Origin of the sequence: Nonlabens sp. Asnod3-H03 (assembly GCF_045063665.1) — a bacterium.
Taxonomy (GTDB): domain Bacteria; phylum Bacteroidota; class Bacteroidia; order Flavobacteriales; family Flavobacteriaceae; genus Nonlabens; species Nonlabens ulvanivorans.
The window spans coordinates 2,196,940-2,221,701 of record NZ_JBEFOD010000008.1; the positions used below are offsets into that span (position 1 = coordinate 2,196,940).

The 24,762-nt window shown below is 35.0% G+C and carries 24 protein-coding genes; 19 read left to right on the forward strand and 5 right to left on the reverse strand.

The features are described from left to right. Window positions 1-51 precede the first annotated feature (51 nt). The 3 genes from ACJJVI_RS13235 to ACJJVI_RS13245 all read left to right on the forward strand — a co-directional run bounded on the left by ACJJVI_RS13235 (window position 52) and on the right by ACJJVI_RS13245 (window position 2,679). Window positions 52-1,185: a DEAD/DEAH box helicase gene (locus tag ACJJVI_RS13235; RefSeq protein ID WP_405352310.1), complete on the forward strand. Its 1,134-nt coding sequence runs from the start codon at window positions 52-54 to the stop codon at window positions 1,183-1,185. A gap of 115 nt (window positions 1,186-1,300) precedes the next feature. After that, window positions 1,301-1,996: a hypothetical protein gene (locus ACJJVI_RS13240; RefSeq protein ID WP_405352312.1), complete on the forward strand. Its 696-nt coding sequence runs from the start codon at window positions 1,301-1,303 to the stop codon at window positions 1,994-1,996. Next, window positions 1,996-2,679: a hypothetical protein gene (locus tag ACJJVI_RS13245; RefSeq protein ID WP_405352314.1), complete on the forward strand. Its 684-nt coding sequence runs from the start codon at window positions 1,996-1,998 to the stop codon at window positions 2,677-2,679. Before ACJJVI_RS13240 ends, ACJJVI_RS13245 begins: the two co-directional genes overlap by 1 nt. Here the strand turns inward: ACJJVI_RS13245 and msrB (ACJJVI_RS13250) are convergent. Both msrB (ACJJVI_RS13250) and msrB (ACJJVI_RS13255) read right to left on the reverse strand, forming a co-directional pair. Further along, the gene (msrB, locus tag ACJJVI_RS13250) at window positions 2,676-3,062 is read right to left on the reverse strand and encodes a peptide-methionine (R)-S-oxide reductase MsrB (RefSeq protein WP_405352316.1); all 387 of its coding nucleotides are present in this window, start codon (window positions 3,060-3,062) and stop codon (window positions 2,676-2,678) included. The genes ACJJVI_RS13245 and msrB (ACJJVI_RS13250) overlap by 4 nt on opposite strands. A gap of 72 nt (window positions 3,063-3,134) precedes the next feature. Beyond that, entirely contained in the window at window positions 3,135-3,647 is a 513-nt protein-coding gene (gene msrB / locus ACJJVI_RS13255) for a peptide-methionine (R)-S-oxide reductase MsrB (RefSeq protein ID WP_042270369.1), read from the reverse strand. 194 nt (window positions 3,648-3,841) lie between these two features. Between msrB (ACJJVI_RS13255) and purE the strand changes: the two genes are divergently transcribed. The 5 genes from purE (at window position 3,842) to ACJJVI_RS13280 (ending at window position 7,534) form a co-directional block, all read left to right on the forward strand. Then, on the forward strand, window positions 3,842-4,336 hold the full coding sequence (gene purE / locus ACJJVI_RS13260) for a 5-(carboxyamino)imidazole ribonucleotide mutase (RefSeq protein WP_317291109.1): 495 nt from the start codon (window positions 3,842-3,844) through the stop codon (window positions 4,334-4,336). Then, a complete protein-coding gene (locus ACJJVI_RS13265) occupies window positions 4,329-4,568 on the forward strand; it encodes a hypothetical protein (protein WP_146128659.1) in 240 nt (79 codons plus the stop codon). The genes purE and ACJJVI_RS13265 overlap by 8 nt, the downstream gene beginning before the upstream one ends. 84 nt (window positions 4,569-4,652) lie before the next feature. Then, window positions 4,653-6,713 (forward strand): M3 family metallopeptidase, encoded by a 2,061-nt coding sequence (locus ACJJVI_RS13270; RefSeq protein ID WP_405352319.1) that lies wholly within the window; start codon window positions 4,653-4,655, stop codon window positions 6,711-6,713. A 7-nt stretch (window positions 6,714-6,720) separates the two neighbouring features. Continuing rightward, window positions 6,721-7,284 carry a sigma-70 family RNA polymerase sigma factor gene (locus ACJJVI_RS13275; RefSeq protein WP_042246402.1) on the forward strand — a complete coding sequence of 188 codons (564 nt, stop codon included), beginning with the start codon at window positions 6,721-6,723 and terminating at the stop codon, window positions 7,282-7,284. Between the two features lie 4 nt (window positions 7,285-7,288). Further along, on the forward strand, window positions 7,289-7,534 hold the full coding sequence (locus tag ACJJVI_RS13280; protein WP_146128660.1) for a hypothetical protein: 246 nt from the start codon (window positions 7,289-7,291) through the stop codon (window positions 7,532-7,534). Window positions 7,535-7,536: 2 nt separating this feature from the next. Here the strand turns inward: ACJJVI_RS13280 and ACJJVI_RS13285 are convergent, their stop codons facing one another. Further along, window positions 7,537-8,388, reverse strand: coding sequence for a hypothetical protein (locus tag ACJJVI_RS13285; RefSeq protein ID WP_405352322.1), 852 nt, complete (start codon window positions 8,386-8,388; stop codon window positions 7,537-7,539). 136 nt (window positions 8,389-8,524) lie between these two features. Between ACJJVI_RS13285 and gcvP the strand changes: the two genes are divergently transcribed. Both gcvP and ACJJVI_RS13295 read left to right on the forward strand, forming a co-directional pair. Continuing rightward, window positions 8,525-11,362, forward strand: a complete 2,838-nt coding sequence (gcvP, locus tag ACJJVI_RS13290; RefSeq protein WP_405352324.1) for an aminomethyl-transferring glycine dehydrogenase — start codon at window positions 8,525-8,527, stop codon at window positions 11,360-11,362. Window positions 11,363-11,601: 239 nt separating this feature from the next. Further along, window positions 11,602-12,660 carry a 3-oxoacyl-ACP synthase III family protein gene (locus ACJJVI_RS13295; RefSeq protein ID WP_036581155.1) on the forward strand — a complete coding sequence of 353 codons (1,059 nt, stop codon included), beginning with the start codon at window positions 11,602-11,604 and terminating at the stop codon, window positions 12,658-12,660. A gap of 132 nt (window positions 12,661-12,792) precedes the next feature. On the opposite strand, the gene ACJJVI_RS13300 is transcribed toward ACJJVI_RS13295, so the two are convergent. Next, window positions 12,793-13,533, reverse strand: a complete 741-nt coding sequence (locus ACJJVI_RS13300) for a peptidylprolyl isomerase (RefSeq protein WP_042270361.1) — start codon at window positions 13,531-13,533, stop codon at window positions 12,793-12,795. Between the two features lie 38 nt (window positions 13,534-13,571). Between ACJJVI_RS13300 and ACJJVI_RS13305 the strand changes: the two genes are divergently transcribed. From ACJJVI_RS13305 to ACJJVI_RS13340, 8 genes are all read left to right on the forward strand, one after another. Further along, the gene (locus ACJJVI_RS13305) at window positions 13,572-14,180 is read left to right on the forward strand and encodes an NUDIX hydrolase (RefSeq protein WP_405352327.1); all 609 of its coding nucleotides are present in this window, start codon (window positions 13,572-13,574) and stop codon (window positions 14,178-14,180) included. After that, window positions 14,173-15,999 carry a T9SS type A sorting domain-containing protein gene (locus ACJJVI_RS13310; protein ID WP_042270357.1) on the forward strand — a complete coding sequence of 609 codons (1,827 nt, stop codon included), beginning with the start codon at window positions 14,173-14,175 and terminating at the stop codon, window positions 15,997-15,999. Before ACJJVI_RS13305 ends, ACJJVI_RS13310 begins: the two co-directional genes overlap by 8 nt. Window positions 16,000-16,074: 75 nt before the next feature. Continuing rightward, a complete protein-coding gene (locus tag ACJJVI_RS13315) occupies window positions 16,075-16,878 on the forward strand; it encodes a lysophospholipid acyltransferase family protein (protein ID WP_405352329.1) in 804 nt (267 codons plus the stop codon). A 26-nt stretch (window positions 16,879-16,904) separates the two neighbouring features. Further along, complete coding sequence (locus tag ACJJVI_RS13320; protein ID WP_348021602.1) at window positions 16,905-17,672, forward strand: hypothetical protein; 768 nt, start codon at window positions 16,905-16,907, stop codon at window positions 17,670-17,672. 80 nt (window positions 17,673-17,752) lie between these two features. Continuing rightward, on the forward strand, window positions 17,753-20,176 hold the full coding sequence (gene pheT / locus ACJJVI_RS13325) for a phenylalanine--tRNA ligase subunit beta (protein WP_405352332.1): 2,424 nt from the start codon (window positions 17,753-17,755) through the stop codon (window positions 20,174-20,176). A gap of 109 nt (window positions 20,177-20,285) precedes the next feature. After that, window positions 20,286-21,005, forward strand: coding sequence for a hypothetical protein (locus tag ACJJVI_RS13330; protein WP_405352334.1), 720 nt, complete (start codon window positions 20,286-20,288; stop codon window positions 21,003-21,005). Window positions 21,006-21,090: 85 nt separating this feature from the next. Beyond that, entirely contained in the window at window positions 21,091-21,282 is a 192-nt protein-coding gene (locus ACJJVI_RS13335; RefSeq protein WP_146128661.1) for a hypothetical protein, read from the forward strand. Then, window positions 21,272-21,466 (forward strand): hypothetical protein, encoded by a 195-nt coding sequence (locus tag ACJJVI_RS13340; RefSeq protein WP_036581174.1) that lies wholly within the window; start codon window positions 21,272-21,274, stop codon window positions 21,464-21,466. The genes ACJJVI_RS13335 and ACJJVI_RS13340 overlap by 11 nt, the downstream gene beginning before the upstream one ends. Window positions 21,467-21,541: 75 nt before the next feature. Here the strand turns inward: ACJJVI_RS13340 and ACJJVI_RS13345 are convergent, their stop codons facing one another. Next, complete coding sequence (locus ACJJVI_RS13345; protein WP_036581176.1) at window positions 21,542-23,161, reverse strand: ABC-F family ATP-binding cassette domain-containing protein; 1,620 nt, start codon at window positions 23,159-23,161, stop codon at window positions 21,542-21,544. A gap of 138 nt (window positions 23,162-23,299) precedes the next feature. Here ACJJVI_RS13345 and ACJJVI_RS13350 point away from each other — a divergent pair, with 138 nt between their 5' ends. Next, entirely contained in the window at window positions 23,300-24,754 is a 1,455-nt protein-coding gene (locus ACJJVI_RS13350; RefSeq protein ID WP_036581179.1) for a redoxin domain-containing protein, read from the forward strand. Window positions 24,755-24,762 lie beyond the last annotated feature (8 nt).

The following is a 24,762-nucleotide window of genomic DNA, read 5'->3' on the forward strand; positions in this document are numbered from 1 at the left end:
ATGCATTTTACTGCAAAAACGAGCTATCTTTGCATGGTATAAAATCAACATATGTCTTTTGAATCCTTAGGATTATCTAACCAATTACTTTTTGCCTTAAGAGAAAATCAATTCTCTCACCCTACACCTATTCAAAAGCTAGCCATGCCTGATATTCTGGCTGGCAAAGATGTGCTAGGAATTGCAAAAACTGGATCTGGTAAAACCATGGCCTATGCCCTACCGCTTTTACAGCGATTAGAAGGAATTGAATCTGAAAACAGACATATTACCGCATTGATACTGGTACCTACCAGAGAACTAGCAGCGCAGGTAAGTGAGGTTTTTATTCCATACTCTAAAGCTTTAACAAAGCCGTTGATTACTATGGCTGTTTATGGCGGTGCTTCCATAAATCCGCAAATGCGTAAGATGAATAACGTCGATATTCTAGTAGCGACACCTGGTAGATTGTTAGAACTTATTGAAGCAAACGCAGTGCATTTAAAAAATGTCAAAGCTTTAGTCCTCGATGAAGCCGATAAAATGCTGACTAAAGGTTTTAAAAAGGAACTAGACCAGATACTAAAACTATTACCTAACAAAAGACAAAACTTGTTATTCTCTGCCACGTTGAGTGAAGATGTTGATGAATTACAAAGAGTTTTGCTGAATGATCCAGTAACAGCATCTGTAGAAGAAAAGGAAGAGGATATATCTTTAATTAAGCAAATAGGTTATCGAGTCATTGAGAATAAAAAAGGAGCATTATTAAGACATCTCATGAAAGAAAAAGAGATGACTCAAGTACTGATTTTTTGCTCTTCTACCTACCAAGTAGATCATGTCAACGATAAGCTTAAAAAGAATGGAATAGCCTCAAAAGCTATTCATAGTAAGAAAAGTCAAGGTGCAAGAAACTCTGCATTGAGCGAATTCAAATCTGGAGAATTAACGGCATTAGTCTCAACAGATTTACTCGCTCGCGGAATAGACATTGAGTTTTTACCTTTTGTAGTAAATTATGAATTACCTCGATCTCCTAAAGACTTTGTTCACCGTATAGGAAGAACCGGTCGAGCTGAAAATCCAGGAGAAGCTATTACGTTCATAAGCTCAGAAGAGTCTCACCACTGGCGCGTGATTCAGAAGAAGATGAAGATTAAAGTATGGACTGAGGATTTGCCGGAGTGGAATTCTAAGTAGGTCTTGAGTCTTTTTTAAGTTTTTACTCGCAGCGCAGTATCAAGTGTAAGTTTAGGTTTAAGTTTCAGTTTCAGTTTAAAATATTTAAAGGCACAAAACTTGATGACTTACCTATATGAAAAAACTCTTACTACTTTCTGTATTCACCTTGCTTTTTGTTTCTTGTAAGGACTCGGTTGAAACTGAAGTTCCTGAGGAAAAAGCATTTGACTACAAAGCTTATTTGTTGCGGAATAATGATGAAAATATTCCAACTTTTGAATTTCCGGCAAACGCACCTTCTAAGAATATTTTTAAAATAATAGATAATTATACACAACAGGAATGTTTTGATGGTTTCCGATTCAATTACAAGATTGGTGCTTACAAAGTACAATGTTTTGCTGCCGAGTTTTGTCACAATCCGCCACCACCATCGAATCCAACAAGGTTGTCGTTTGAAATAAATGATAAGAATGGGCTTTGGTTCAATTATAAAATTATCAAACCAAATCAAGTCAAAGATCAAAGCTTAATATTTTTGAATACTATAGAACGTGACTACAAACGTTTTATAATACGTTTTAAAGTAGATTCAAAAAGTGACGCTTTAATAACAGAGAAAATTCTTGAGGATATTATTGAAGCTTACCTAACTTTCTCAACTTCTTTATTTAAGCAGGAATATGGAAAACCTATTCATAAGGCATCGCAGTCAGATTTAAATGATTTTAAAAGAAAACACGGAATGTTAATTGTGTTTTATGATATAGAAAGCTTAAGAGTTCCACCGCCACCGCCAGCGGCTTCTGAAATCAACAACGAGTTTTAATGAGAAAACCTCTCCTACTTTTAGCATTAATTGCATTTCTTTCCTGCAAACATGAAAAGAATACTATTCTAGAAATCGATACTCCATTTGACTACACTAGTTACCTACTAAGTCATTCTGATAGTGTTCCTACTTTAGATATAAAATTTGACCAACCCGATTCATTATTCTTCGTTCAATTAAACGAGGAATTAATGCCAGATGGCTGTGAAACCTCTAAAGATTTTAATCTCAAAATTGATAGTTTAACTATTGCAGCAAGATTTCAACAGCCATGTGATATGCCCATGTTCTGTGGCTTAAAATTGAATGTAGAGGTACTTATTAATAGAGATAATCAAATACTAGTTGAACAAGAATTTGTAAATGACACTTCAGATTTACTTTTAAAAATTGACAGAGTTATTAAGAATAAAAATGAATATGCTTATAAAAACAGAACTGGACTAATCATTATAAGAGATAAAAAAGCAGATTTAAGTCAAAGTAAACTTGTCCTTCAATCTTTTGTAGCATCTTATAATAAATACATGGATAGCATCGCATTAAACCGTTTCTACAAAAACCTTGAAAAACTAAACCTAAAAGAACTAGACGAACTTAAAAAAGAAAGAATTTTAGTTCTAGAATACTGGAATTATCCTAAACCTAGAATTCCGGAAAGACAAGAATTAAAAAATTAAGAATCTTTCTTAAAATCCACACTCACACTGTTTACACAGTGTCTAATTCCTGTCGCTGTAGGTCCATCGTTAAAAACATGGCCTAGATGGCTACCGCAGTTAGCACACATAATCTCGGTCCGAATCATACCATGAGATACATCACGTTTGCGCATAATAGCTCCTTCTATTTCATCATCAAAAGATGGCCATCCACAACCGCTGTCAAATTTAGTTTCAGACTTATATAATTCATTTCCACAAGCGGCACAGCTATAAGTTCCATCTTCATAATGCGTATTATACTCACCTGTAAATGGTCGCTCTGTTCCTTTTTCTCTTAGAACTCTATATTGCTCTGGAGTGAGTTCCTTTTTCCACTCTGCATCTGTTTTTTCTAACATAATACTATTGTTTGTTCGCTTTGATTTGTAAATACGCTTTCGCGAAAGCGTAATCTACACCAGCTCATGATATTATTTATTTAAAGCAGGAATTGCCTCACCTTCAGGTATAAATTCTAGAGCTACTCCATTTATGCAATGGCGCTTTCCAGTTGTATCGCTAGGTCCATCATTAAACTCATGTCCTAGGTGACTACCGCATGTATTACATTTTAATTCTGTACGTGCGTAGCCTATTTTATAGTCCACATCGCGTTCCACTTGACCTTCAATCGCTTGGTCATAACTTGGCCAGCCAGTTCCAGAATCAAATTTGTTTGCATTATCATAAACAGGAGCATTACAAGCTGCGCAGATTAAGGTTCCTGCGGCGTATTGTTTATTTAAAGGGCTCGTGTGAGGTCGTTCTGTACCTGCACGACGCAGTACATCATATTGCGCTGGTGTTAACTCTGCTTTCCATTGTGCATCAGATTTTTGTACTTCATATACTTTTTCTTGAGTATCATTCTGTGCTAAATCTGTTGTTGATGTTTTACAACCTATAGCTGCAATAATCGTTAAAGCTATTATTAAATATTTCATGTCTTATTTTTAAGTAAAGTTACGTGATTAAAGAGTTTTCGGTTCTTTAAGATTTGTTAAGTATTATGTCGTTTATATCACAAAAACATTGCAGATAAGTAAACAGTAAGTAGGAATGATTGCAGAAACAAAAGAAAATAAAAAATGCTCTTAAATAGCGACTGCCTTTACGGCATAATTGCTAATTTTAGGGCATGAATAAAAAAGTAGCAATAATAATGGGCTCTACTAGTGACTTGCCAGTGATGCAGGACGCTATAGACGTTTTAAAAGAATTAGGAATAGAGACCGATGTAGATGTTGTAAGTGCACATCGTACACCAGAGAAAATGTATGATTTTGGTAAAAACGCCCATAAGAATGGGATTGCTGTTATCATAGCTGGTGCTGGTGGCGCTGCTCATTTACCAGGAATGGTAGCAAGTTTATCTCCTTTACCTGTAGTAGGTGTCCCTGTAAAATCATCAAACTCTATTGATGGATGGGATAGTGTTCTTTCAATTTTACAAATGCCTGGTGGCGTACCTGTCGCAACGGTTGCACTTAATGGTGCAAAAAACGCAGGAATTCTTGCTGCACAAATCATAGGTGCCACACAAGAAGACGTACGTGAACGTATTGTTGCTTATAAAGAAAGTCTTAAGGAGAAAGTAACTAAGGCCGCACAAGAGATGCGCAACAATGTCTAGATCTTTTCAAATAGCATCTATTATAATCATAAGCCTTACCATTGTTTGGTTTATGATTATGGGAATGGATAAATACACACCACAATGGCAATTTCTAACCGCTGGTGGTATTCATTTCTTAATGTCTATCATTATTAATAGACAATTTGTAAAAGCACGTTATAATTACCTAGGCATCATACACAGTATATTAATGATTACGCTAGGTGGCTATGGCTACTTTTTTGTTTAAATTATTTTGTTTAACCTTTTTGTACAAAAGTTTAACAGTTCTACATGGAACATATTGACTTTTGAAGATTAATTTTACCATATCATGAGTGTTACTAAAAACCCTTTATTAGAAAAATTTGATACTTTTCAAAATACCGCTCCTTTTTCGTTAATAAAAGAAGAGCAATTTGAAGAAGCATTTGATACTGCCATAGAATTGGCACGTAAAGAAATAGATGCTATAACTAATAATACTGTAGCGCCTACTTTTGAAAACACGATTGAAGCCCTTGATGCATCTGGAGATTTATTAAGTCGCATATCAAGTATATTTTTTAATTTGAATAGTGCCGAGACTAATGATGAGATTCAACGAATTGCTAGAGAAGTAAGTCCTAAACTCTCACAATTTGGTAATGATATCACTTTAAACGAGTCACTATTCAAACGTGTTAAAGAGGTTTACGAATCTAAAAACGAACTCAATTTAGATGTAGAACAATCTACTCTATTGGACAAAAAATACAAGAGTTTCTCACGTAATGGTGCAAATTTAAGTAAAGATAAAAAATCACGCTTGCGCGAGATTGATAGTCAACTATCCCAGTTGACCTTGAAATTTGGTGAGAATGTTCTCGCTGCTACTAATGCTTATGAATTACATTTAGAAGATGATTCTAGACTAGCTGGTTTACCAGAGAGTGCTAAGGAAGCTGCAGCAGAGCTTGCTAAAGCCAAAGAAAAGGAAGGATATATTTTCACATTAGACTACCCTAGCTATATCCCTTTCATGACTTATGTTGACGATCGTGAATTACGTAAGGAACTATCAATGGCTTTTGGGTCTAGAGCTTTTAAAGACCAATTTGATAATCAAGATAATGTACTTCAAATAGCTGCTTTAAGATATGAAAGAGCACAACTTTTAGGTTATGAGACGCATGCTCATTTTGTGCTAGAAGAACGTATGGCCATGACACCAGAAAAGGTCATGGAATTTTCTAACGATATTCTAGAAAAAGCAAAACCAGCAGCAGAACGTGACTTTTTAGAATTACAAAATTTTGCCATAGCTGCCGCTTCAAAATCTGATGTGAGTGAGCCTATTACAAAATTGCAAAAATGGGATGCCGCATACTATGCTGAGAAGTTGAAAAAACAATTATTTGAACTAGATGATGAATTATTAAAACCTTATTTTAAACTAGAAAATGTAATCGATGGTGCCTTTGAGGTGGCAAATCGTCTTTTTGGACTAAGCTTTGAAAAGACAACACAGGTAGATAAATATCATGATGATGTCATGACTTATGAGGTTAAAAATGAAGATGGAAGTTTAAATTCTATATTTTATGCAGACTTCTTCCCACGTAAAGGGAAACGCAATGGTGCCTGGATGACCTCTTTTAAAAGTCAATATGTAGAAAATAACAAAAATGAACGTCCACACGTTTCTATCGTTTGTAATTTTACTAAACCTACAAATACAAAACCGTCATTACTCACGTTTAATGAAGTAACTACTTTGTTTCATGAATTCGGTCATGCATTACACGGCATGTTAGCAAACACACGTTATCGTAGTTTATCAGGAACATCAGTTTACTGGGATTTTGTAGAATTACCTAGCCAGATTTTAGAGAATTGGTGTTATGAAAAAGAAGCCTTAGAGATTTTTGCGAGACATTATGAAACCGATGAGGTGATCCCGCTAGAGTACATTGAAAAAATTAAAAAAGCGGCAAATTTTCAAGAAGGCTTACAGACCTTAAGACAGTTATCTTTTGGTATGTTAGACATGAGCTGGCATGGTATTAATCCATCAGATATTACAGATGTAAAAGCCCACGAAAGAACAGTCTTTGAGAAAACAGATTTATATCCAGATGTTTCTTCCAGTTGTATGAGTACGGCATTTGGTCATATTTTTCAAGGTGGTTACAGTGCGGGATATTATAGTTATAAATGGGCAGAAGTACTCGATGCAGACGCCTTTGAAGTTTTTAAAGAGAAAGGGATTTTTGATAGATCGACAGCAACCAGCTTTAAAGATCATATCTTATCAAAAGGAGGAACAGAAAACCCTATGATATTATATAAACGCTTCCGCGGAAGCGAACCTAAAATAGATGCCCTGCTTAAAAGAGCAGGACTCGTTACATAAATAAACGATGCCAGAAGTAAAACTGATACCTGAAAAATGGGTAGACCGATACGGTGACTACCTTTTTAATTTTACCATTTCTAGAGTAAATGACTCTATTATGGCTCAAGACTTGGTGTCTGAAACGTTTCTGGCAGGTTTAAAAAGTGCTCATAGATTTAAGGGACAATCTACAGAACGAACTTGGTTAATCTCGATTCTCAAGCGCAAAATAATAGATCACTATCGTAAATCTAATTCAAAAAAGGGTCAGGCCGAAGTGCGCATGAGTTACCTAGATAATGGAGATCAGAATGGTGACTGGATGGAAGAACAGGTTAGAGACCTGCGCAACCCAAATGTTGAGGATGAAATTGAACAAAAAGAATTGGGTGTAGCATTAAATGAATGTATTGCTGCTTTACCTGAGAGATATGCTACTATATTTGTCCAAAAGACCATTGACAAATTGGATACAGAAACTATCTGTAAGGAACATGATATCACAGCGTCCAACCTATGGGTAATCATTCACCGTGCACGCGTACAGTTAATGGATTGCTTAAATAGCAAATGGTACAAGAAGGATTAAGAAAATGAGTAGAATTTTTATCTCGTGTGATGAGGCGAGTATTTTAAGCACAAGAGATCAGTATAATGATCTTTCTTCCAAAGAAAAATTTAGGCAAAGTCTACATCATGGACACTGCTTGAGATGCAGAAATTTTGATAAAAAATCACGTTTATTTTCTAGAACAATCAACAGTTTAGGATGGGTTAAACTGTCTAAATCTCAAAAGAATTCTATTAAAAGCAAACTGAAAGCTGCCATGAAAAAGTAAGCTTATATCGCCCAAAATATTATCAACCATAATAATGGTATAGCCTCAACAAAAAAGCTAGCATAATAATCTGACTTAAATTTACCTGAAAACCATATAGCCGCTCCAGTTATAGTAATCATAATGATCTCGCTGTATTGAATATCTTCAATTTCAAAATTTTGAAAAAACAGCAATAAGAGATAAAGTGCACATAAACACAATCCGATATATTTAGATACTTGAACTCCTAGTACTTGTGGTAATGTCTGTAGTTCTTCCTCATCATATTTTAAATCTCTAATTTCAAAAGGGATACAAAGCGCTATTACTAAAATGAAAATTTTTAAAGTATAAAGCTCGATATAATGGCTAGGCAAAAAACTCAATTTATAGTCATTAATCAGGTGTGCAGCAGGTATTGTTTCATAATATAAAAATTGAGGTATAGCGATAATTAAAATAGCCCAAACAATAGAAACAGAAAATAATTTAAAAAATGGGCTATACCTTAATCCATGACCTTTCCAAATGGGTAAAACATATAACAAGTTGATTGCTGTTATCATCATTAATAAGATCAACGCATAACCACTTATTTCTAGTTTTATTAAAACTGCCAAAGCAATTACTGTTGCCATAAGTGATAACAACTTATAAGTGATGTTAAACCCTAGTGGCTTTTTAAGCCATAAAAAGCCGTATTTAATTAAGTTATATCCTGCAATGGCAGAGCAAAATAAAAAAATATAATATCCAAAAGGAACATATAATTCATAGACGTTATTATAAACAATAGCCAAAGCCACAAAGCAAATTGCCACGTGTAAACTACTGCGTATATAAAAGTCTAGAATTAATTTTAATAACCTCATCATTCAAATTTACAGCGCATAGTTAATAACTAGGTTAAAAAGGTTGAAAAATACATCCATTTCTTGCGAACGCTTGTTAGTTTAAAAGTCTTAAACGACTACTTTTGCACTATCTCAAATAGACCATATAAGTACTATGAATACAGATCGTTTTGCCCTAAGACATATCGGACCTCGCAAGGCAGACCTTGCGCCCATGCTAGAAACAATAGGTGTAGAATCTATTGACCAACTAGTTTATGAAACCGTTCCAGAAAACATACGCCTTAAACAAGATTTACAGCTAGATACTGCTATGAGTGAATATGAGTTTTTATCTCATATTAAAAAATTAGGTGATAAGAATAAGCAATTTAGATCTTATATAGGTCTAGGTTATAACGCTCCTATAACACCTGCGGTAATCCAAAGAAATATATTGGAAAATCCAGGATGGTATACTGCCTATACACCTTATCAGGCAGAGATTGCTCAAGGCCGTCTAGAAGCTTTACTTAACTTCCAGACCATGATCACTGATCTTACTGGTATGGAGCTAGCAAACGCATCTTTACTAGATGAGTCTACTGCTGCTGCAGAAGCAATGACATTACTATTTTCAGTAAGAGAAAGAGCTCAGAAAAAAGACAAGGTTGTAAAATTCTTTGTAGATCAAGATGCCTTACCACAAACTAAAGAGCTTTTAAAAACTCGCGCTATTCCTCTAGGTATAGAGTTAGTAGAAGGTAATCCACAAGAAATAGACGTAAATGCAGGATATTACGGTATTCTATTACAATATCCTGGTGCTAGTGGTAATGTAGTAGATTATACCGCTTTTGCAAAAAAATGCCAAGAGAACAATATACGTATAGCAGTATCTGCAGACATACTTTCCTTAGTACTACTAGAAGCTCCTGGACATTGGGGTGCAGATGTGGTTGTGGGAACAACACAACGCTTTGGGATACCACTAGGTTATGGTGGACCACACGCAGCATATTTTGCAACACGCGAAGAATTTAAAAGACAAATTCCAGGTCGTATTATAGGTGTTACAAAAGACACAGATGGAAAACGTGCACTGCGTATGGCGTTACAAACTCGTGAGCAGCACATTAAAAGAGATAAAGCAACTTCAAACATTTGTACCGCACAAGTACTACTAGCAGTTATGGCTGGTATGTATGGTGTTTACCACGGTCCACGTGGTTTGAAATTTATCGCAAATAAATTACATTCTCAAACAGCAACACTTGCAGACGCTGTAGAGAAATTAGGTATTTATCAAACTAACGAAAACTTCTTTGATACGTTAAGTTTTAAAGTAGATGCTGAGGCTGTTAAAAAAGAGGCTTTGGCTTTAGAAATCAATTTCTATTATCCAGATGCTGAAACAGTTCAGGTTTCTTTAAATGAAACTACTTCTTTGGCAGACTTGAATGACATTGTTTCTGCTTTCGCGAAAGCGGTAAATAAAGACTTTACTCCTATTACTGAACTTTTAGATAGCACTCATTTAGGAACTGGTCGTCAAACTGAGTTTATGACCTATGAAGTATTTAATTCTTATCACTCAGAGACAGAATTAATGCGTTATATCAAAAAATTAGAACGAAAAGATCTAGCATTAAATCACTCAATGATTGCGCTGGGTTCTTGTACAATGAAATTGAATGCCGCTGCAGAAATGCTACCACTTTCAAATCCGCAATGGGGAAATATTCACCCGTTTGTACCAGTTGATCAAGCTCAAGGTTATCAAGAAATGTTGAATAAATTAGAACTTCAATTAAATGAAGCTACTGGTTTTGCAGGTACTTCTTTACAGCCTAATTCTGGTGCACAAGGTGAGTTTGCTGGTTTAATGGCAATACGAGCATATCATCATAGCCGTGGAGATCACCATAGAGATATTTGTTTAATTCCATCTAGTGCGCATGGTACTAATCCGGCAAGTGCAGTGATGGCTGGTATGAAAGTTGTCGTTACTAAAGCGCTAGAAAACGGAAACATCGATGTAGATGATTTACGTGAAAAAGCCCTTAAACATAAAGATAACTTAAGTGCTTTAATGGTAACTTATCCTTCTACACATGGTGTTTATGAAAGTGCCATTAAAGAAATAACAGGTATCATCCATGAGAACGGTGGACAGGTTTATATGGACGGTGCAAATATGAATGCGCAAGTTGGATTAACGAATCCTGGTAACATCGGTGCAGATGTTTGTCACCTTAACTTACACAAAACATTTGCTATCCCACATGGTGGTGGTGGACCTGGTGTAGGGCCTATATGTGTGGCAACACAACTGGTTCCATTCTTACCTAGTAATCCTATTATTCCAACAGGTGGTGATCAGGCAATTACACCTATCAGTGCTGCGCCATACGGTAGCGCATCTGTATGCTTAATTTCTTATGGTTACATCTGTATGTTAGGCGCAGAAGGCTTAAAACGATCTACAGAGTATGCAATCATCAATGCAAACTATATTAAAGAGCGACTAAAAGGCAGCTATGAATGTTTATATACTGGCGAGAAAGGTCGTGCGGCACACGAGATGATTATAGACTGTCGTCCTTTTAAAGAACATGGTATTGAGGTCGTTGATATCGCAAAACGTTTGATGGATTACGGCTTCCACGCTCCTACTGTATCGTTCCCAGTAAATGGAACGATGATGATTGAGCCTACTGAGTCTGAGTCTAAAGAAGAAATGGATCGTTTCTGTGACGCTATGATTTCTATTAGAAAAGAAATTGCAGAATGCTCTAGTGATAATCCTAATAATGTTCTTAAAAACAGTCCTCATACTTTACAGATGATAACGAGTGACGACTGGGAACTACCATATACTAGACAACAAGCAGCATATCCATTAGAATACATTGCAGATAATAAATTTTGGCCTACCGTGCGTCGTGCAGACGATGCTTATGGAGACCGTAATTTAATGTGTACTTGTGCGCCTATGGAAGAGTATATGTAGCATTTAATGTTTATACATTTTAATAAAAAAAGGCCAAATTGACCAGCAGTTAATTTGGCCTTTTTTAGTAATACAGCAATTTAATAGGTATTTACTATGCAGTGCATTATATTATTCGCAACGAAATCGTTGTAAACGTAGAAAATTCTTAAACAACAGAAAAGTTCTATATATTAAGCTTTCAATTATTAGGAAAACATCGCATTTATCACTTTTTTTGTCTTTACAAGTTGATGAACATGAGAGCAAAAATTACAGGAGTAGGTAGTCATATACCTGATGTAGTGAGAAAAAATGAAGAATTCATGAATCATGAGTTCCTTAATAATGATGGTAGTTCCTTCGGTAGTGACAATGCTACTATAATTGAAAAATTTGTAGCAATTACTGGTATTGAAGAACGTCGTTATATGGACGACAAACTCGTTACTAGTGATATTGCAACTTTTGCAGCACAAAAAGCCATTGACGATGCAAAGTGTGATCCTGAAACATTAGATTTTATTATAGTTGCTCATAACTATGGAGACGTAAAAGCAGACGGTAGTTCTAGTGATATGGTTCCAAGTCTCGCAAGCCGAGTTAAAAACAAACTGGGTATTAAAAACCCAGCTTGTGTAGCATATGATGTCCTTTTTGGGTGTCCAGGATGGGTTCTAGGTTTGACTCAAGCAGACTCTTTTATAAAATCAGGCCTTGCAAAAAAAGTCCTCGTAATAGGTTCTGAAGCCCTATCTAGAGTAGTAGATCCTCATGATCGTGATTCGATGATTTATTCTGATGGTGCTGGTGCGGTGGTAGTAGAACCTAGCACTGACGAACACGGTATACTAGGTCAGGCAACAGCAACTTATACTGAAGAAGAGGCATTCTTTATTTTTAATGAAACCTCTTATAATAAAGACTTACAAGACAAGACTAAATACATTAAAATGTATGGACGTCGTATTTATAACTTTGCACTCTCTAAAGTACCTGAAGGTATGAAGGCCGCTATGGATCAAGCTGGTGTTGACATTAAAGACTTGAAAAAAATCTTTATTCATCAGGCAAATGAGAAAATGGATGAGGCTATCGTAGAACGTTTCTACAAGTTGTACGATATGGAAGTACCTCGTGATATCATGCCTATGATTATACATAAACTAGGAAACAGCTCTGTAGCTACAGTTCCTACGGTAATGGATCTAGTAGTACGTGGTAAAATGCCTCAACACAAAGTAGAAAAAGGTGATGTAGTCATGTTTGCAAGTGTTGGTGCTGGTATGAATATTAACGCTATTGTATATCGTTACTAAAAACGACCTTTAATAATAATTTAAAAAACACCTTATCAACTATTTAAAAGGTGTTTTTTTATGTTTTATTTTTAAAACTACTACCCAATAATATAAATTTTATTACATTCAAAATCAAAGGATTAAAAACATTTACTCCATCACACTCATCTCAATATAAATATCCGTTTTAGGCCAGTCTCTTGAATCGGTTTCAACTTTTGAAATCGCTTCGGCGACATTCATGCCTTTAGTAACACGACCAAAAATAGTGTGCTCACCATCCAGATGTTTTGTAGCACGTAGTGAAATAAAAAAGTCAAAAGGATTATGCCAGTTTTCTGGGTTATTCTCCCAATACTTTGCACTACTCAAAGTACCATAAGAATGTTTTACGTCGGGTAAAATATGCATAGGTAATTGATAATTTCCTGCACTACCCTTTTTCTGTGCAGTAATCATATTATCGCTATTCCCAGCTTGAACTATAAATCCCTTAACTGCTCGATGTACTACGGTCTCATCAAAATATCCATTATTAATCAAAAACAGAAAACTAGCTCGATATAAAGGTGTTTCTTCAAACAATTCCATTTCTATATCACCATACGTCGTTGTCATTAGCACCTTAGTCTCGGGATGTTCTTGAGCATATCGAGTAAAAAAAACCTCTACAGAATCTTGAGGAATATATGGTAATAAACTATCTCCTTTTCTATTAACACTGCGCTTATAGAACCTAGCAATTTCTTTTTCCTTACGTTCTTTTAAGACCTGTTCTTTAGTACGTGTCTCTTCTATTTTAACATGTACCGGCGTTTCTTTTTGTGAACTATCTTTACAACTTAAAGTAAAGAGTATCACTAATATAAAAAACAGACCATTTGATTTCATTTAACGCATTTAAAGATTCGCTTTCAAAAATAAAGAAAATGCCTTTACCAGGTTTTGAAGCGCAACTTAAAATGGCTGCAGTAGAACGACTAGAAGAATTGCAACACGAGTCGCTAAGTAAAAAAACACCTCGCAAGGCAGCTGTTATGATGCTAGTATATCCCGTAAAAGATATCGCTCATTTTGTTCTCATCGAACGCATGATTTCTAAAGGTGTTCATAGTGGTCAGATAGCATTTCCTGGCGGCCGTAAGGAAGAAGAAGATCAAGATGATGCTGTTACCGCTATAAGAGAGACTCATGAAGAAGTAGGCATTATACCAGAACATCAAGAAATTATCACTGCAGGCACTCCTATCTATATTCCTCCTAGTAATTATATGGTAGCTCCTTTTCTCGCTTTCGCGAAAGCGGAATTAAAATTCACAAGACAGCCTAGCGAGGTTAAATCTATCATAGAGGTACCATTACATGAGTTAATGGACCCTACAAACGTGAGCCAACATACACTCTCTACTAGCTATGCAACAGATATAACAGTACCATGTTATTATCTACAAAACCAAGTCGTTTGGGGTGCTACTGCAATGATGCTCTCAGAATTTAAAACTATGTTACAAGAAAGTTTATCTTTAAGGCATGACTAAAAAGGCTTTTTTTATAACAGTGCTACTGGGACTACTTTCAATTGTGGCACTGGCTCAAGAACGTGTATTTATAGACTTTGGCTCTACTAATGAAGATCTAGCAAGTCGCGAATACATCAACAATATCTCAACGAGTTATCAAGCTGGCTATTCAAACGGTGTATTATTATATAATCATTTAGGTGTTTCGTCAGGAATTAACCTCAAAGTGCATGACGCTTGGTTAAATATTAACCTATCAGGTTCATTAGACCCTTCATATCAGGTGAACGTTGCTCAATCTGCAAGTAGAGATAGTTTTTTTGGTGCCACAAGTTCATTTAATGGCGGCACTCAGGTGACAGGTGGATTTAAATTAAGACAATTAGATCCTAATAAGTTTTACAGCTTTTCATTTTTTGCTTCTAGAATGAATGTAACTGATAATCGTGAAACTTCGTATACAGTTAATGGTAACACAACTCAAATCGTAAGCCTAAACGCATCAAATAACACAACTCAAAAGATTGAGGTTTATAATATGCAACCAGACAGTAATGGCGAGATAGAGATTACTGCAACAGCTGGTGCAAACAATACAAACAGTTATGGATTTTATTATCTCAACGCTCTTGAAATACAAATCGATAACACACCTATCTCTCAATTCATTACACAACAAAATTTGCTACTCACCTATCCCATACAACAATCAACTTGGGAAGTAGGTAAAACGGTTCCATTATCGTGGATTAGTGAAGGTATCGATCAGGTTACTTTAGAATACTCTATCGATGGTGGAAATACCTTCAACAATATAGCAACAGTTCCTTCCACAGATCGGAGCTATGATTTTACCGTTCCCAATTCCATTTCTAGTAATGTGATTATAAGATTAAGTGATGGAAGCCAAGTAATAGACAGTTTACCTGTTACAATTATACCAGATGACAATACGGTTTATCGTATAATTGTACTAGGCTCTTCTACAGCTGCTGGAAGTGGTCCTTCAAACCAATATAACGCTTGGGTATGGAAATACCGCCGTTACTTAGAACAAATAGACACACGTTATGAGGTTATAAATCTGGCACAAGGTGGATTTGTTACCTATAATATTTTACCTACTGGAACCACAATACCTGCAGGTGTTAATAAAACTATTAATGTAGATAAGAATATAACTAAGGCTGTCAACCTTAATGCACATGGAATTATCATCAATCTACCATCTAATGATGCAGCTGGCAACTATCCTGTAACAGATCAATTGCATAATTATAGTTTAATCTCTCAAACGGCTTCTCAAAATCAAATACCATTATGGGTGGCAACACCACAACCACGTAACTTTCCAGCAAACGGAAGTCAAGTCGCCATACAAACACAAATGGTCACAGAAACATATAACACTTTTGGAACTTTTGCTGTAGATTTTTGGACAGGTATAGGTAACACCGCCGGAAATCAAATATTACCAGCATATAATAGTGGTGATGGTGTGCACGCTACAAACGAGGCTCATCAAATATTTTATGAAAGACTATTATTAAAAGATATACACGGCACTGTTAAAACACAGGTGGACGCAGCACTATCTATACCTGATGAACAACAGATTGAGCTAGCCTTATACCCTAATCCGGTTAAACATTTACTATTCTTAGAATCTACGAGTCCTATTTCAACAGTAAAAATTTATAATCAACTAGGTCAATTAGTATTAGAAAATCACCATACTGTAAACATGATTAACTTACAAGATTTACAATCAGGTTATTATGTTGCTCATATCTACATAAATGATAAAATTTACTATAGAAAAGTGTTAAAAAATTAAACGATTTTAAATGTGATTAACAGCTAGTATCCTTACAATCCCTATCTTAGCCGTCCCTTAAACTTAAATGACTCTATGGGATTATTCAAAAAAAATCCTTTCGGACATATACTATGGATTAAACGTTTTTTAATACGCTTTTTAGGTGTGTTATCTCACAGACGTTTTAGAGGTTTTAATGAATTACAGATTGAAGGAAGTGAGATTTTGAGAAACCTACCAGAACAAGGTGTTCTTTTCATTTCAAATCATCAGACCTATTTTGCAGACGTGGTAAGCATGTTTCATGTATTTAATGCTGCCTTATCTGGCAGACAAGATTCCATTAAAAACGTAGGTTATCTGTGGAACCCTAAACTTAATATCTATTATGTAGCCGCAAAGGAAACCATGACCAGTGGATTTTTACCGAAAGTGTTTGCTTACGTAGGCGCGATTACCGTAGAACGTACCTGGCGTGCAAAAGGAGAAGAAGTAAATAGATCTGTTAATCCAGATGACACTAAGAATATAGGTATCGCCTTAAATGATGGCTGGGTTATTACATTTCCTCAGGGAACTACAAAACCATTTAAACCTATTAGAAAAGGTACTGCCCATATCATTAAACAATATAAACCTATTGTAGTTCCTATTGTAATTGATGGTTTCCGTAGAAGTTTTGATAAAAAAGGACTACGTATTAAAAAACGTAATATTCTACAATCTATGGTCATTAAAGAACCACTAGATATCGATTATGAAAATGAAAGCGTAGAATCCATCGTAGAAAAAATTGAATATGCTATAGAACAGCACTCATCATTTTTAAAAGTGATTCCACAAGAAGTATTAGAAGAAATGGAAGAGTTGAATCAAAAACGTAAATGGGATTACTAGAAACATTTCTTTAAACACTTTTCAGATTGGAAACTTTCATCTTTCTTACTTTTCTACTGACTGCACTAGCCATGATAGGCTTTGTAGTAGGAATGTTTTTTTTAATAAGATGGTTTGTAAGAAAAGCCAATAAAGAAAAGTCACCACAGCAGACTCAAAATGAAAAGCAGCAGTTGCTGGCACGTGTTGATTATATGAAAAAGTCCCTTGTTCCTTGGGGTGATCGTAGTTTTACAGATATATCTTCATGGATGACTTATCAATTTTCTAAAGGAATGACAAGACGGCTGGTAGGAACCGTTTATGCAACAGATCAAAAACCTATCATGGCTTTCAGTCGTATAGAGCGAGGTTTTAGATCTGATGGACAATTCTATGTGGGCTCAACGATTTTTAACTTGGGCTATGAAGTGAAAGAAGATACCATATACATTACTCTCAATAATCAATATTTAGGTAGTATTACAAATTCAGGTGGTCTCTTTAACTCACAAGGAAATTATATAGGTAATGCCGTTCACCCGACAAAGATTTCTATAAATTCGGGTAACTTCAGGTATCGCTTTGGTGATTCTAGCTATGAGGTTATTATCAATGACAAGAAATTAGCGACCGTTTATGTTGCACCTAATTATGCAGATTTTGAAGAAGGCCTTTTCAAAAACAACTTTAATGAAAACGCTATTGGACAACCTATAATGTCATTACTCAACACACCATCACCAGAAGAGGAAAAATGGTTACTCGCCATTGCTGTTTTAGAAATAGTACATCATGGTCATTGGATGATATAAACCTAATGTGATTATATGGGATACGCTTTCGCGAAAGCGCCATTAATACTATCTTTACTGCCTTAAAAAACTACAATTATATGAAGGTTTCTTACAACTGGATACGTCAATTTATAACTGTTCCTGAATCAATTGAAGAGCACGCAGCTTTGCTCACTTCTCTAGGTTTAGAAGTAGAAGGTATTGAGAAATTTGAAAGCGTAAAAGGAGGATTGCAAGGTATTGTAGTAGGTCACGTACTGGAATGTGTGAAACATCCCAATGCTGATAAACTTAAACTTACCAAAGTAAATATAGGCACTGAAACAGTGCAGATTGTATGTGGCGCACCTAACGTAGCTGCTGGGCAAAAAGTACCGGTAGCCACCATAGGCACTACACTATACACAGAAACTGGTGAGGCATGGAAAATCAAAAAAGGAAAAATACGTGGTGAAGAAAGCCATGGTATGATCTGTGCCGAAGATGAACTGAACATAGGTACATCACATGATGGTATCATGGTTCTAGACGCATCATTAGAACCAGGAACATTATTTAGTGAAGTAATAAATATAGAAAATGACTATACTATAGAGATTGGACTGACGCCTAATAGATCTGATGCGATGTCACACCTAGGTGTTGCACGTGATTTAAGAGCAGGACTTGCGATTGAAGGAGATTTGTTAGAGTTTATCACGCCATCTGTAAGTAGTTTTCATGTAGACAACCGTTCACACAGAGTTGATATAGCAATTGATCAACCAGAACTTGCACCTAGATATTGTGGTGTTACACTTACAGGTTTAACTATAAAAGATTCTCCAGATTGGATTCAAAATAGATTAAAAGCCATAGGTATTGCTCCTAAAAATAATGTCGTTGATATAACTAACTATGTGATGCATGAGTTAGGTCAACCACTGCATGCTTTTGATTTAAGCGCCATTGAAGGAAATAAGATTGTTGTAAAAACATTACCGGCTGGAACTAAGTTCACTACTCTAGATGAGGTAGAACATGACTTACATGAAGAGGACTTAATGATTTGTGATGGTGTAAAACCATTATGTATTGCAGGTGTTTATGGTGGATTGAATAGTGGTGTTAAAAAAGGGACTAATTCTATCTTTTTAGAATCTGCATATTTCAATCCAGTAAGCGTACGTAAAACGGCAAAACGTCATGGTTTTAACACAGATGCTTCTTTTAGATTTGAACGTGGCATAGACCCTAATATTACAGAATATGCACTTAAGCGTGCTGCCTTATTAATAATAGAAACCGCTGGTGGAGAAATAAGTAGTGATATCACTGATGTTTATTCTCATAAAATTGAGGACCAACAGGTTTTTCTTCCCTTTTCTAAAGTCAATTCTTTAATAGGAAAGGAAATACCTAAAGAAGAAATCAAGAGTATTCTTAGAACATTAGATATTCACGTTAATAATGTAACAGAAACAGGATTAGGTCTGACAATTCCTGCATATCGCAATGATGTTACTAGACCCGCAGATGTCATTGAAGAGATTTTACGTGTTTATGGATATGATCGCATAGAAACTAGCGATAAACTAAATGCTAGTATTGCAAAAAGTTCGAGGTTAGACAATCATAAACTACAAAACCTAGTAGCACAGCAACTTGCTGGTCAAGGCTTTTATGAAATGATGGCAAATAGCCTTACCTCTGATAAATACCATACACTAACGGAGCAAATATCTCCAAAGAATGAAGTGCGCATGTTAAATCCTTTAAGTAGTGATTTATCTGTTATGCGTCAAAGCATGATCTATGGGGCTCTAGAGGCTGTTTCGCATAATATTAACCGTAGACAAGAGAATTTAAGATTGTTTGAATTCGGTAATACGTATCATCAATATCAAGAAAGACAATTTACAGAGCAAAAGCATTTAAGTTTAGTAACTACCGGTGCTATACATGAACAAAGTTGGAATAATACATCTCGCACGGCTGACTTCTTTTACTTAAAAGGTGCCGTAATAAGTGCTCTTAAAAGATTAGGTATTACTAAAATAAATGAGAAACCTACTAAGATGGATTTCTTAAGTGAAGGAATATCATTGAATAGCGGTACTAAAATCGCAGATCTTGGAGTTGTTAAAAAGAAGGTATGTAAATCATTTGATATAGATGCAACTGTGCATTATGCAAATATCTATTGGGATGAAGTATTGAAATTAGTAAAAGAAGATCGCAAATCGGTAACTGCAATACCTAAATTTCCTGCTGTTAAAAGAGATCTAGCTTTATTAGTTAACGATGAGACTAGCTTTAAGGAATTACATGATATTGCCTTACAAACTGAGAAAAAACTCCTCAAAGAGGTTCAACTATTCGATGTTTATGAAGGTAAAAATCTTGCAAAAGGTAAAAAATCCTATGCATTAAGTTTTTTATTACAAGATGAAGTAAAAACACTTACTGATAAACAAATCGATAAAGCGATGCAAAAAATACAACAGCAACTAGAAAAACAAGCTGGAGTAGAACTACGTTAAAATATATCTTTAACTGATAGCTTTTAAACTCCTTTACGACATAGTTTGTGAAGGAGTTTTTAAATTTAAAAAATTCCTCATATTTTTAAATATCTAATTATAGGAATTTATGTTTGAGCGCACAGATATTGAACAACAACTGCAGAAAGCTAGAAATAAAGAGTATCAAGAGGTTGATATTCTAGAACAAGTATCTCAAATTCTCAAAGATGATCAGTTGAAAGAGGATACTATTATGGCTCGCATGAAAAGCCCTCAAAAACCAACTCCTCGCAATCAATTTAACCTTGATTTACTAGAGACCAATCGCATATATCATATTGATCAAATAAGGGACATATGTGTGGATTATAGATTGAGATTTCTAGATACTAAGTATTTTAAAAACGAGATTCCTCAAGAAGCCGTGAGCATTATTAAACAAATGGAAAAGAGACATCATATCACTATGAAAGGTTTTAAGATAGTCGCTCCTTCAAAAATGTTTAAATTAGAAAATGCTGATGACCCATTACTTTTTGCTCCTATAGGAAATGGATACTTTTATTTGATCCATAAATGGGGAAATGATTTAAGTCCGATGAGAAAAATATGGGCTTGGTCCTTTAAATGTTTTGAAAATTTAATAGTCTCAACTTTATTAGTGAGCTTATTGATAAGTGCACTTGTACCTGGTGGAGTTTTCTCACCAGAAACTAGCGGGATTCAATTCGTATTAATTTTCTTTTTTATGTTCAAATCAGTTGCGGCAATAGTTCTCTACTATTCTTTTGCAAAAGGTAAAAACTTTAATACCGCCATATGGAATTCAAAATATTTTAACGCCTAATTGCTTATTCAAAAACAAGGCAATGAAACGCTCCTATTTTTTAATAGGAGCGTTTTTTTATTATCTTGCTTTCATAAATTTAAATATGAAAACTAGAAACCCATTTTTAGGAGGTATCATTGCCGCAGTAATGATTGGATTTGGTTCTTGGAGACTATACAATCATTTTATTCTAGGACAAGAAATGCCCACATGGCGAGTAGTCTTATCAGTAGCAATAGTAGTTTACGGGCTTGTCGTAGCCTATAATGCTTTGATTAATAAAAATGCAGAATAAAGAGTCCATCAAATTTTTTCTAGGACTCGCTTTTTTAGGATTAGGAGCTTGGAAAATTTATGAGCGATTTATGTTAAATAAAGACGTCTCTAATTTTCAACTAGTAGGTTCAATTTTCTTAGTAGGTTTAGGGTTATACCGAGGATTTGAGTATTTTAAAAATAAAAAAACTAAGTCTGAATAGACTTAAAATATACCCTACTAAAAAACCCATTTCTAAAAATAGAAATGGGTTTTTTAATTTTATAATATTGGAAGTTTAAGAATTATACATCTTATTTCTTAGCTCTCTAATTGCTTTATCATCCATATACTCTTCAAATGTTGTGTAACGGTCGATAACTCCATTAGGTGTTAATTCAATCACTCTATTACCTACCGTTTGTGCAAACTCATGATCATGTGTCGTAAGCAGTACCGTACCTTTAAAATTCTTTAAACTATTATTTAAAGCTTGTATAGATTCCAGGTCAAGGTGGTTAGTAGGCTCATCGACGATAAGAACATTTGCTCTCTTCATCATCATACGAGATAGCATACATCTCACTTTTTCTCCTCCAGAAAGTACTCTAGCACTTTTCAGTGCCTCTTCACCAGAGAAAATCATCTTACCTAAAAATCCACGTAAGTGAACTTCTTCACGCTCTTCTTCAGTTTGAGCATATTGTCTTAACCAGTCCACTAAGTTTAAATCAACGTCAAAAAACTCAGCATTATCAACTGGTAAATAGCTTTGATTTGTAGTAATTCCCCACATAAAAGTACCTGCGTCTGCTTTCATTTTATCATTTATTATTTGATAAAAAGCGGTCGTTGCACGGCTATCTCTAGAAAACACAACTACTTTATCACCTTTTGCCAGGTTGATATCGACATCTTTAAACAGCACTTCTCCATCAATTGATGCAGCAAGTTTTTCTACATTTAAGATTTGGTCTCCAGCTTCTCTTTCTCTTTCAAAAATAATTGCAGGATAACGACGTGATGAAGGTTTGATTTCTTCAATATTTAATTTATCAATCATCTTCTTACGAGAAGTTGCTTGTTTAGATTTTGCCATGTTTGCACTAAAACGTGCGACAAATTCCTGAAGCTCTTTTTTCTTCTCTTCGGCTTTCTTATTAGCTTGTGCTTTTTGTCTAGCCGCAAGTTGTGAAGATTCATACCAGAACGTGTAGTTACCACTGTATTGATTTACTTTACCAAAATCGATGTCTGCAATATGTGTACATACAGCATCTAGAAAGTGACGGTCATGCGATACGACAATGACTGTGTTCTCATAATTTGCTAAAAAGTGCTCTAACCACGAGATTGTTTCATAGTCCAGATCATTAGTAGGCTCATCCATTATAAGAACATCTGGATTACCAAATAATGCCTGAGTAAGTAACACACGTACTTTAAGTTTATTATCCATATCACCCATTAAGGTGTAATGGTACTCTTCACCTATACCTAAGTTAGAAAGTAAAGATGCCGCAGCACTATCTGCATTCCATCCATCCATTTCTTCAAACTGTACTTGCAACTCTCCTATCTTCTCTGCATTCTCATCAGTATAATCTGCGTAAAGAGCATCAATTTCAGTCTTTAATTTATACAAAGGCTTATTACCTTGCAGCACCGTTTCTAGAACTGTAACCTCATCATAAGCATTGTGATTTTGCTCAAGAACAGACATGCGTTTACCAGCCTCTAACGAGACATGACCGCTTGTAGGTTCCATTTGTCCAGTTAAAATCTTTAAAAATGTAGATTTACCGGCTCCATTTGCACCTATAATTCCATAACAATTACTACCACCAAACTTTGCGTGAACATCATCAAAAAGGACGCGTTTACCAAATTGAACAGATAAATTAGAAACTGATAACATATTTTTGTCTTTGAGCGTGCAAAAGTACTGATATTATTAGGTATTTACCACATTGATTTTGTTGTTTTTAACAGCTCATTAACTAGTTATCGCACATATAAATGTTTCTTTTGCTATTAGCCCAAATGAGTACCGTTAATGATTTTTTATAGTCTGCTTTCGCGAAAGCGTAATTATCTTCTTATTAGCTCCTTAATTACTGGAGTACTATTACTATTTACCTCATGTAAGGAAGATAATTCTAATGCTGTTACTCATATTTCAGGTAAAATTATCAATGCTCATAAAGAATTTGTAACCTTAAAAGATTTTAATGGCTTAACAGATACAATTCCTTTAGCGGCAGATGGTTCTTTTTCAAAATCGTATAACTCACTTAAACCTGGTCTATACACATTTGCACATCCTGGAGAATATCAGTCTGTATATCTTTCACCTGGAGACAGCACTGTTTTAAGGCTTAATACTAAGGCCTTTGATGAGACTCTAGCTTTCTCTGGAACCCATTCAAAAGAAAATAATTATCTTATTAATCTTTTTGTGCAAATTGAAAAAGATGATCGTGAATTTCTTAATAATTATAAGTTATCACATACAGAATTTAAAAAAGTGTTGGATAGCATTACCGAGGCTAGAATATTAAATCTAGAATCTATTGCTGAAGAACATTCACTAGATCCAGATTTTTTGTGCCATGCAGATAAGGTTTTTAAATTTTCAATGTGGTCAAAAATAGAGCGCTTTCCTTTTGTACACTATGGTAAAAATGATTTTTTAGAAAGTAAAGAATTGCCGCCTTCATTCTATTCTTACAGAAAAGATTTTGACATAGATGACAAATCACTACTTAATAATATAGCCTTCAGACCTTATGTAAATTCCCTGATTTCTAACCTTGCATTTACTAGCCTGGCAAAAGAATTAGGATCAGGTGTGCTGGTAGACCGATCTAGTTTAAAATATCAAAAGAAGAGACTGGCTGTAATTGATAGTTTATTTTCACGTGGAATAGTTAAAGATATTTTTGCTTCTAACATTACGCAACATTTCATAATGAATCGTAAAAATGCTAATGAAATTAATGAATTAGTTGATTTATTCACAAGCATGACTGACGATGCTGAGTTAAAAAACAGAATTACTACTACAGCATCTACCTACATTAAACTGGATCCTGGTAATGAAATGCCTAACATTAAGATCCAAAACACTAATAGGGATAAAATGGAATTATCTGAGCGTGTAAAGAAACTGACTGTCTTATTCTTCTGGTCTGATGATGAGCGTGAATATGCAATAAGAGTACACGACAAAATTAAAGATTTAAGACTTAAGTATCCTGAGATTGATTTTATAGGTATTAATCTAGATGATTCTGAAGGTAATCAATGGGAAGAAGCTTATGAGCGTTATAGTTTTAACTCTAACATGGAGTATCAAATCCTAAACACCTCACCGGTGACCGCACAATTAGCATTGCGCAATGATAATCGCAGCATGGTAATTGATAAAAATCTCACGATAATAGACCCTAGTATTAATCTATTTCATTATCAAATAGAAACAACACTGTTGGGTTATATTAACAGATAAAGATTAAA

Excerpts from the sequence above, each read along its gene's own strand:
- ACJJVI_RS13285 (WP_405352322.1), bottom strand. The coding sequence starts at position 8,388 with ATGAGGTTATTAAAATTAATTCTAGACTTTTATATACGCAGTAGTTTA.
- ACJJVI_RS13235 (WP_405352310.1), top strand. The coding sequence starts at position 52 with ATGTCTTTTGAATCCTTAGGATTATCTAACCAATTACTTTTTGCCTTA.
- ACJJVI_RS13280 (WP_146128660.1), top strand. The coding sequence starts at position 7,289 with ATGAGTAGAATTTTTATCTCGTGTGATGAGGCGAGTATTTTAAGCACA.
- ACJJVI_RS13240 (WP_405352312.1), top strand. The coding sequence starts at position 1,301 with ATGAAAAAACTCTTACTACTTTCTGTATTCACCTTGCTTTTTGTTTCT.
- ACJJVI_RS13335 (WP_146128661.1), top strand. The coding sequence starts at position 21,091 with ATGAAAACTAGAAACCCATTTTTAGGAGGTATCATTGCCGCAGTAATG.
- ACJJVI_RS13300 (WP_042270361.1), bottom strand. The coding sequence starts at position 13,533 with ATGAAATCAAATGGTCTGTTTTTTATATTAGTGATACTCTTTACTTTA.
- ACJJVI_RS13310 (WP_042270357.1), top strand. The coding sequence starts at position 14,173 with ATGACTAAAAAGGCTTTTTTTATAACAGTGCTACTGGGACTACTTTCA.
- msrB (WP_405352316.1), bottom strand. The coding sequence starts at position 3,062 with ATGTTAGAAAAAACAGATGCAGAGTGGAAAAAGGAACTCACTCCAGAG.
- ACJJVI_RS13345 (WP_036581176.1), bottom strand. The coding sequence starts at position 23,161 with ATGTTATCAGTTTCTAATTTATCTGTTCAATTTGGTAAACGCGTCCTT.
- ACJJVI_RS13245 (WP_405352314.1), top strand. The coding sequence starts at position 1,996 with ATGAGAAAACCTCTCCTACTTTTAGCATTAATTGCATTTCTTTCCTGC.
- ACJJVI_RS13340 (WP_036581174.1), top strand. The coding sequence starts at position 21,272 with ATGCAGAATAAAGAGTCCATCAAATTTTTTCTAGGACTCGCTTTTTTA.
- ACJJVI_RS13350 (WP_036581179.1), top strand. The coding sequence starts at position 23,300 with ATGATTTTTTATAGTCTGCTTTCGCGAAAGCGTAATTATCTTCTTATT.
- ACJJVI_RS13315 (WP_405352329.1), top strand. The coding sequence starts at position 16,075 with ATGGGATTATTCAAAAAAAATCCTTTCGGACATATACTATGGATTAAA.
- ACJJVI_RS13305 (WP_405352327.1), top strand. The coding sequence starts at position 13,572 with ATGCCTTTACCAGGTTTTGAAGCGCAACTTAAAATGGCTGCAGTAGAA.
- msrB (WP_042270369.1), bottom strand. The coding sequence starts at position 3,647 with ATGAAATATTTAATAATAGCTTTAACGATTATTGCAGCTATAGGTTGT.
- purE (WP_317291109.1), top strand. The coding sequence starts at position 3,842 with ATGAATAAAAAAGTAGCAATAATAATGGGCTCTACTAGTGACTTGCCA.
- ACJJVI_RS13275 (WP_042246402.1), top strand. The coding sequence starts at position 6,721 with ATGCCAGAAGTAAAACTGATACCTGAAAAATGGGTAGACCGATACGGT.
- ACJJVI_RS13270 (WP_405352319.1), top strand. The coding sequence starts at position 4,653 with ATGAGTGTTACTAAAAACCCTTTATTAGAAAAATTTGATACTTTTCAA.
- ACJJVI_RS13265 (WP_146128659.1), top strand. The coding sequence starts at position 4,329 with ATGTCTAGATCTTTTCAAATAGCATCTATTATAATCATAAGCCTTACC.
- gcvP (WP_405352324.1), top strand. The coding sequence starts at position 8,525 with ATGAATACAGATCGTTTTGCCCTAAGACATATCGGACCTCGCAAGGCA.
- ACJJVI_RS13330 (WP_405352334.1), top strand. The coding sequence starts at position 20,286 with ATGTTTGAGCGCACAGATATTGAACAACAACTGCAGAAAGCTAGAAAT.
- ACJJVI_RS13295 (WP_036581155.1), top strand. The coding sequence starts at position 11,602 with ATGAGAGCAAAAATTACAGGAGTAGGTAGTCATATACCTGATGTAGTG.
- pheT (WP_405352332.1), top strand. The coding sequence starts at position 17,753 with ATGAAGGTTTCTTACAACTGGATACGTCAATTTATAACTGTTCCTGAA.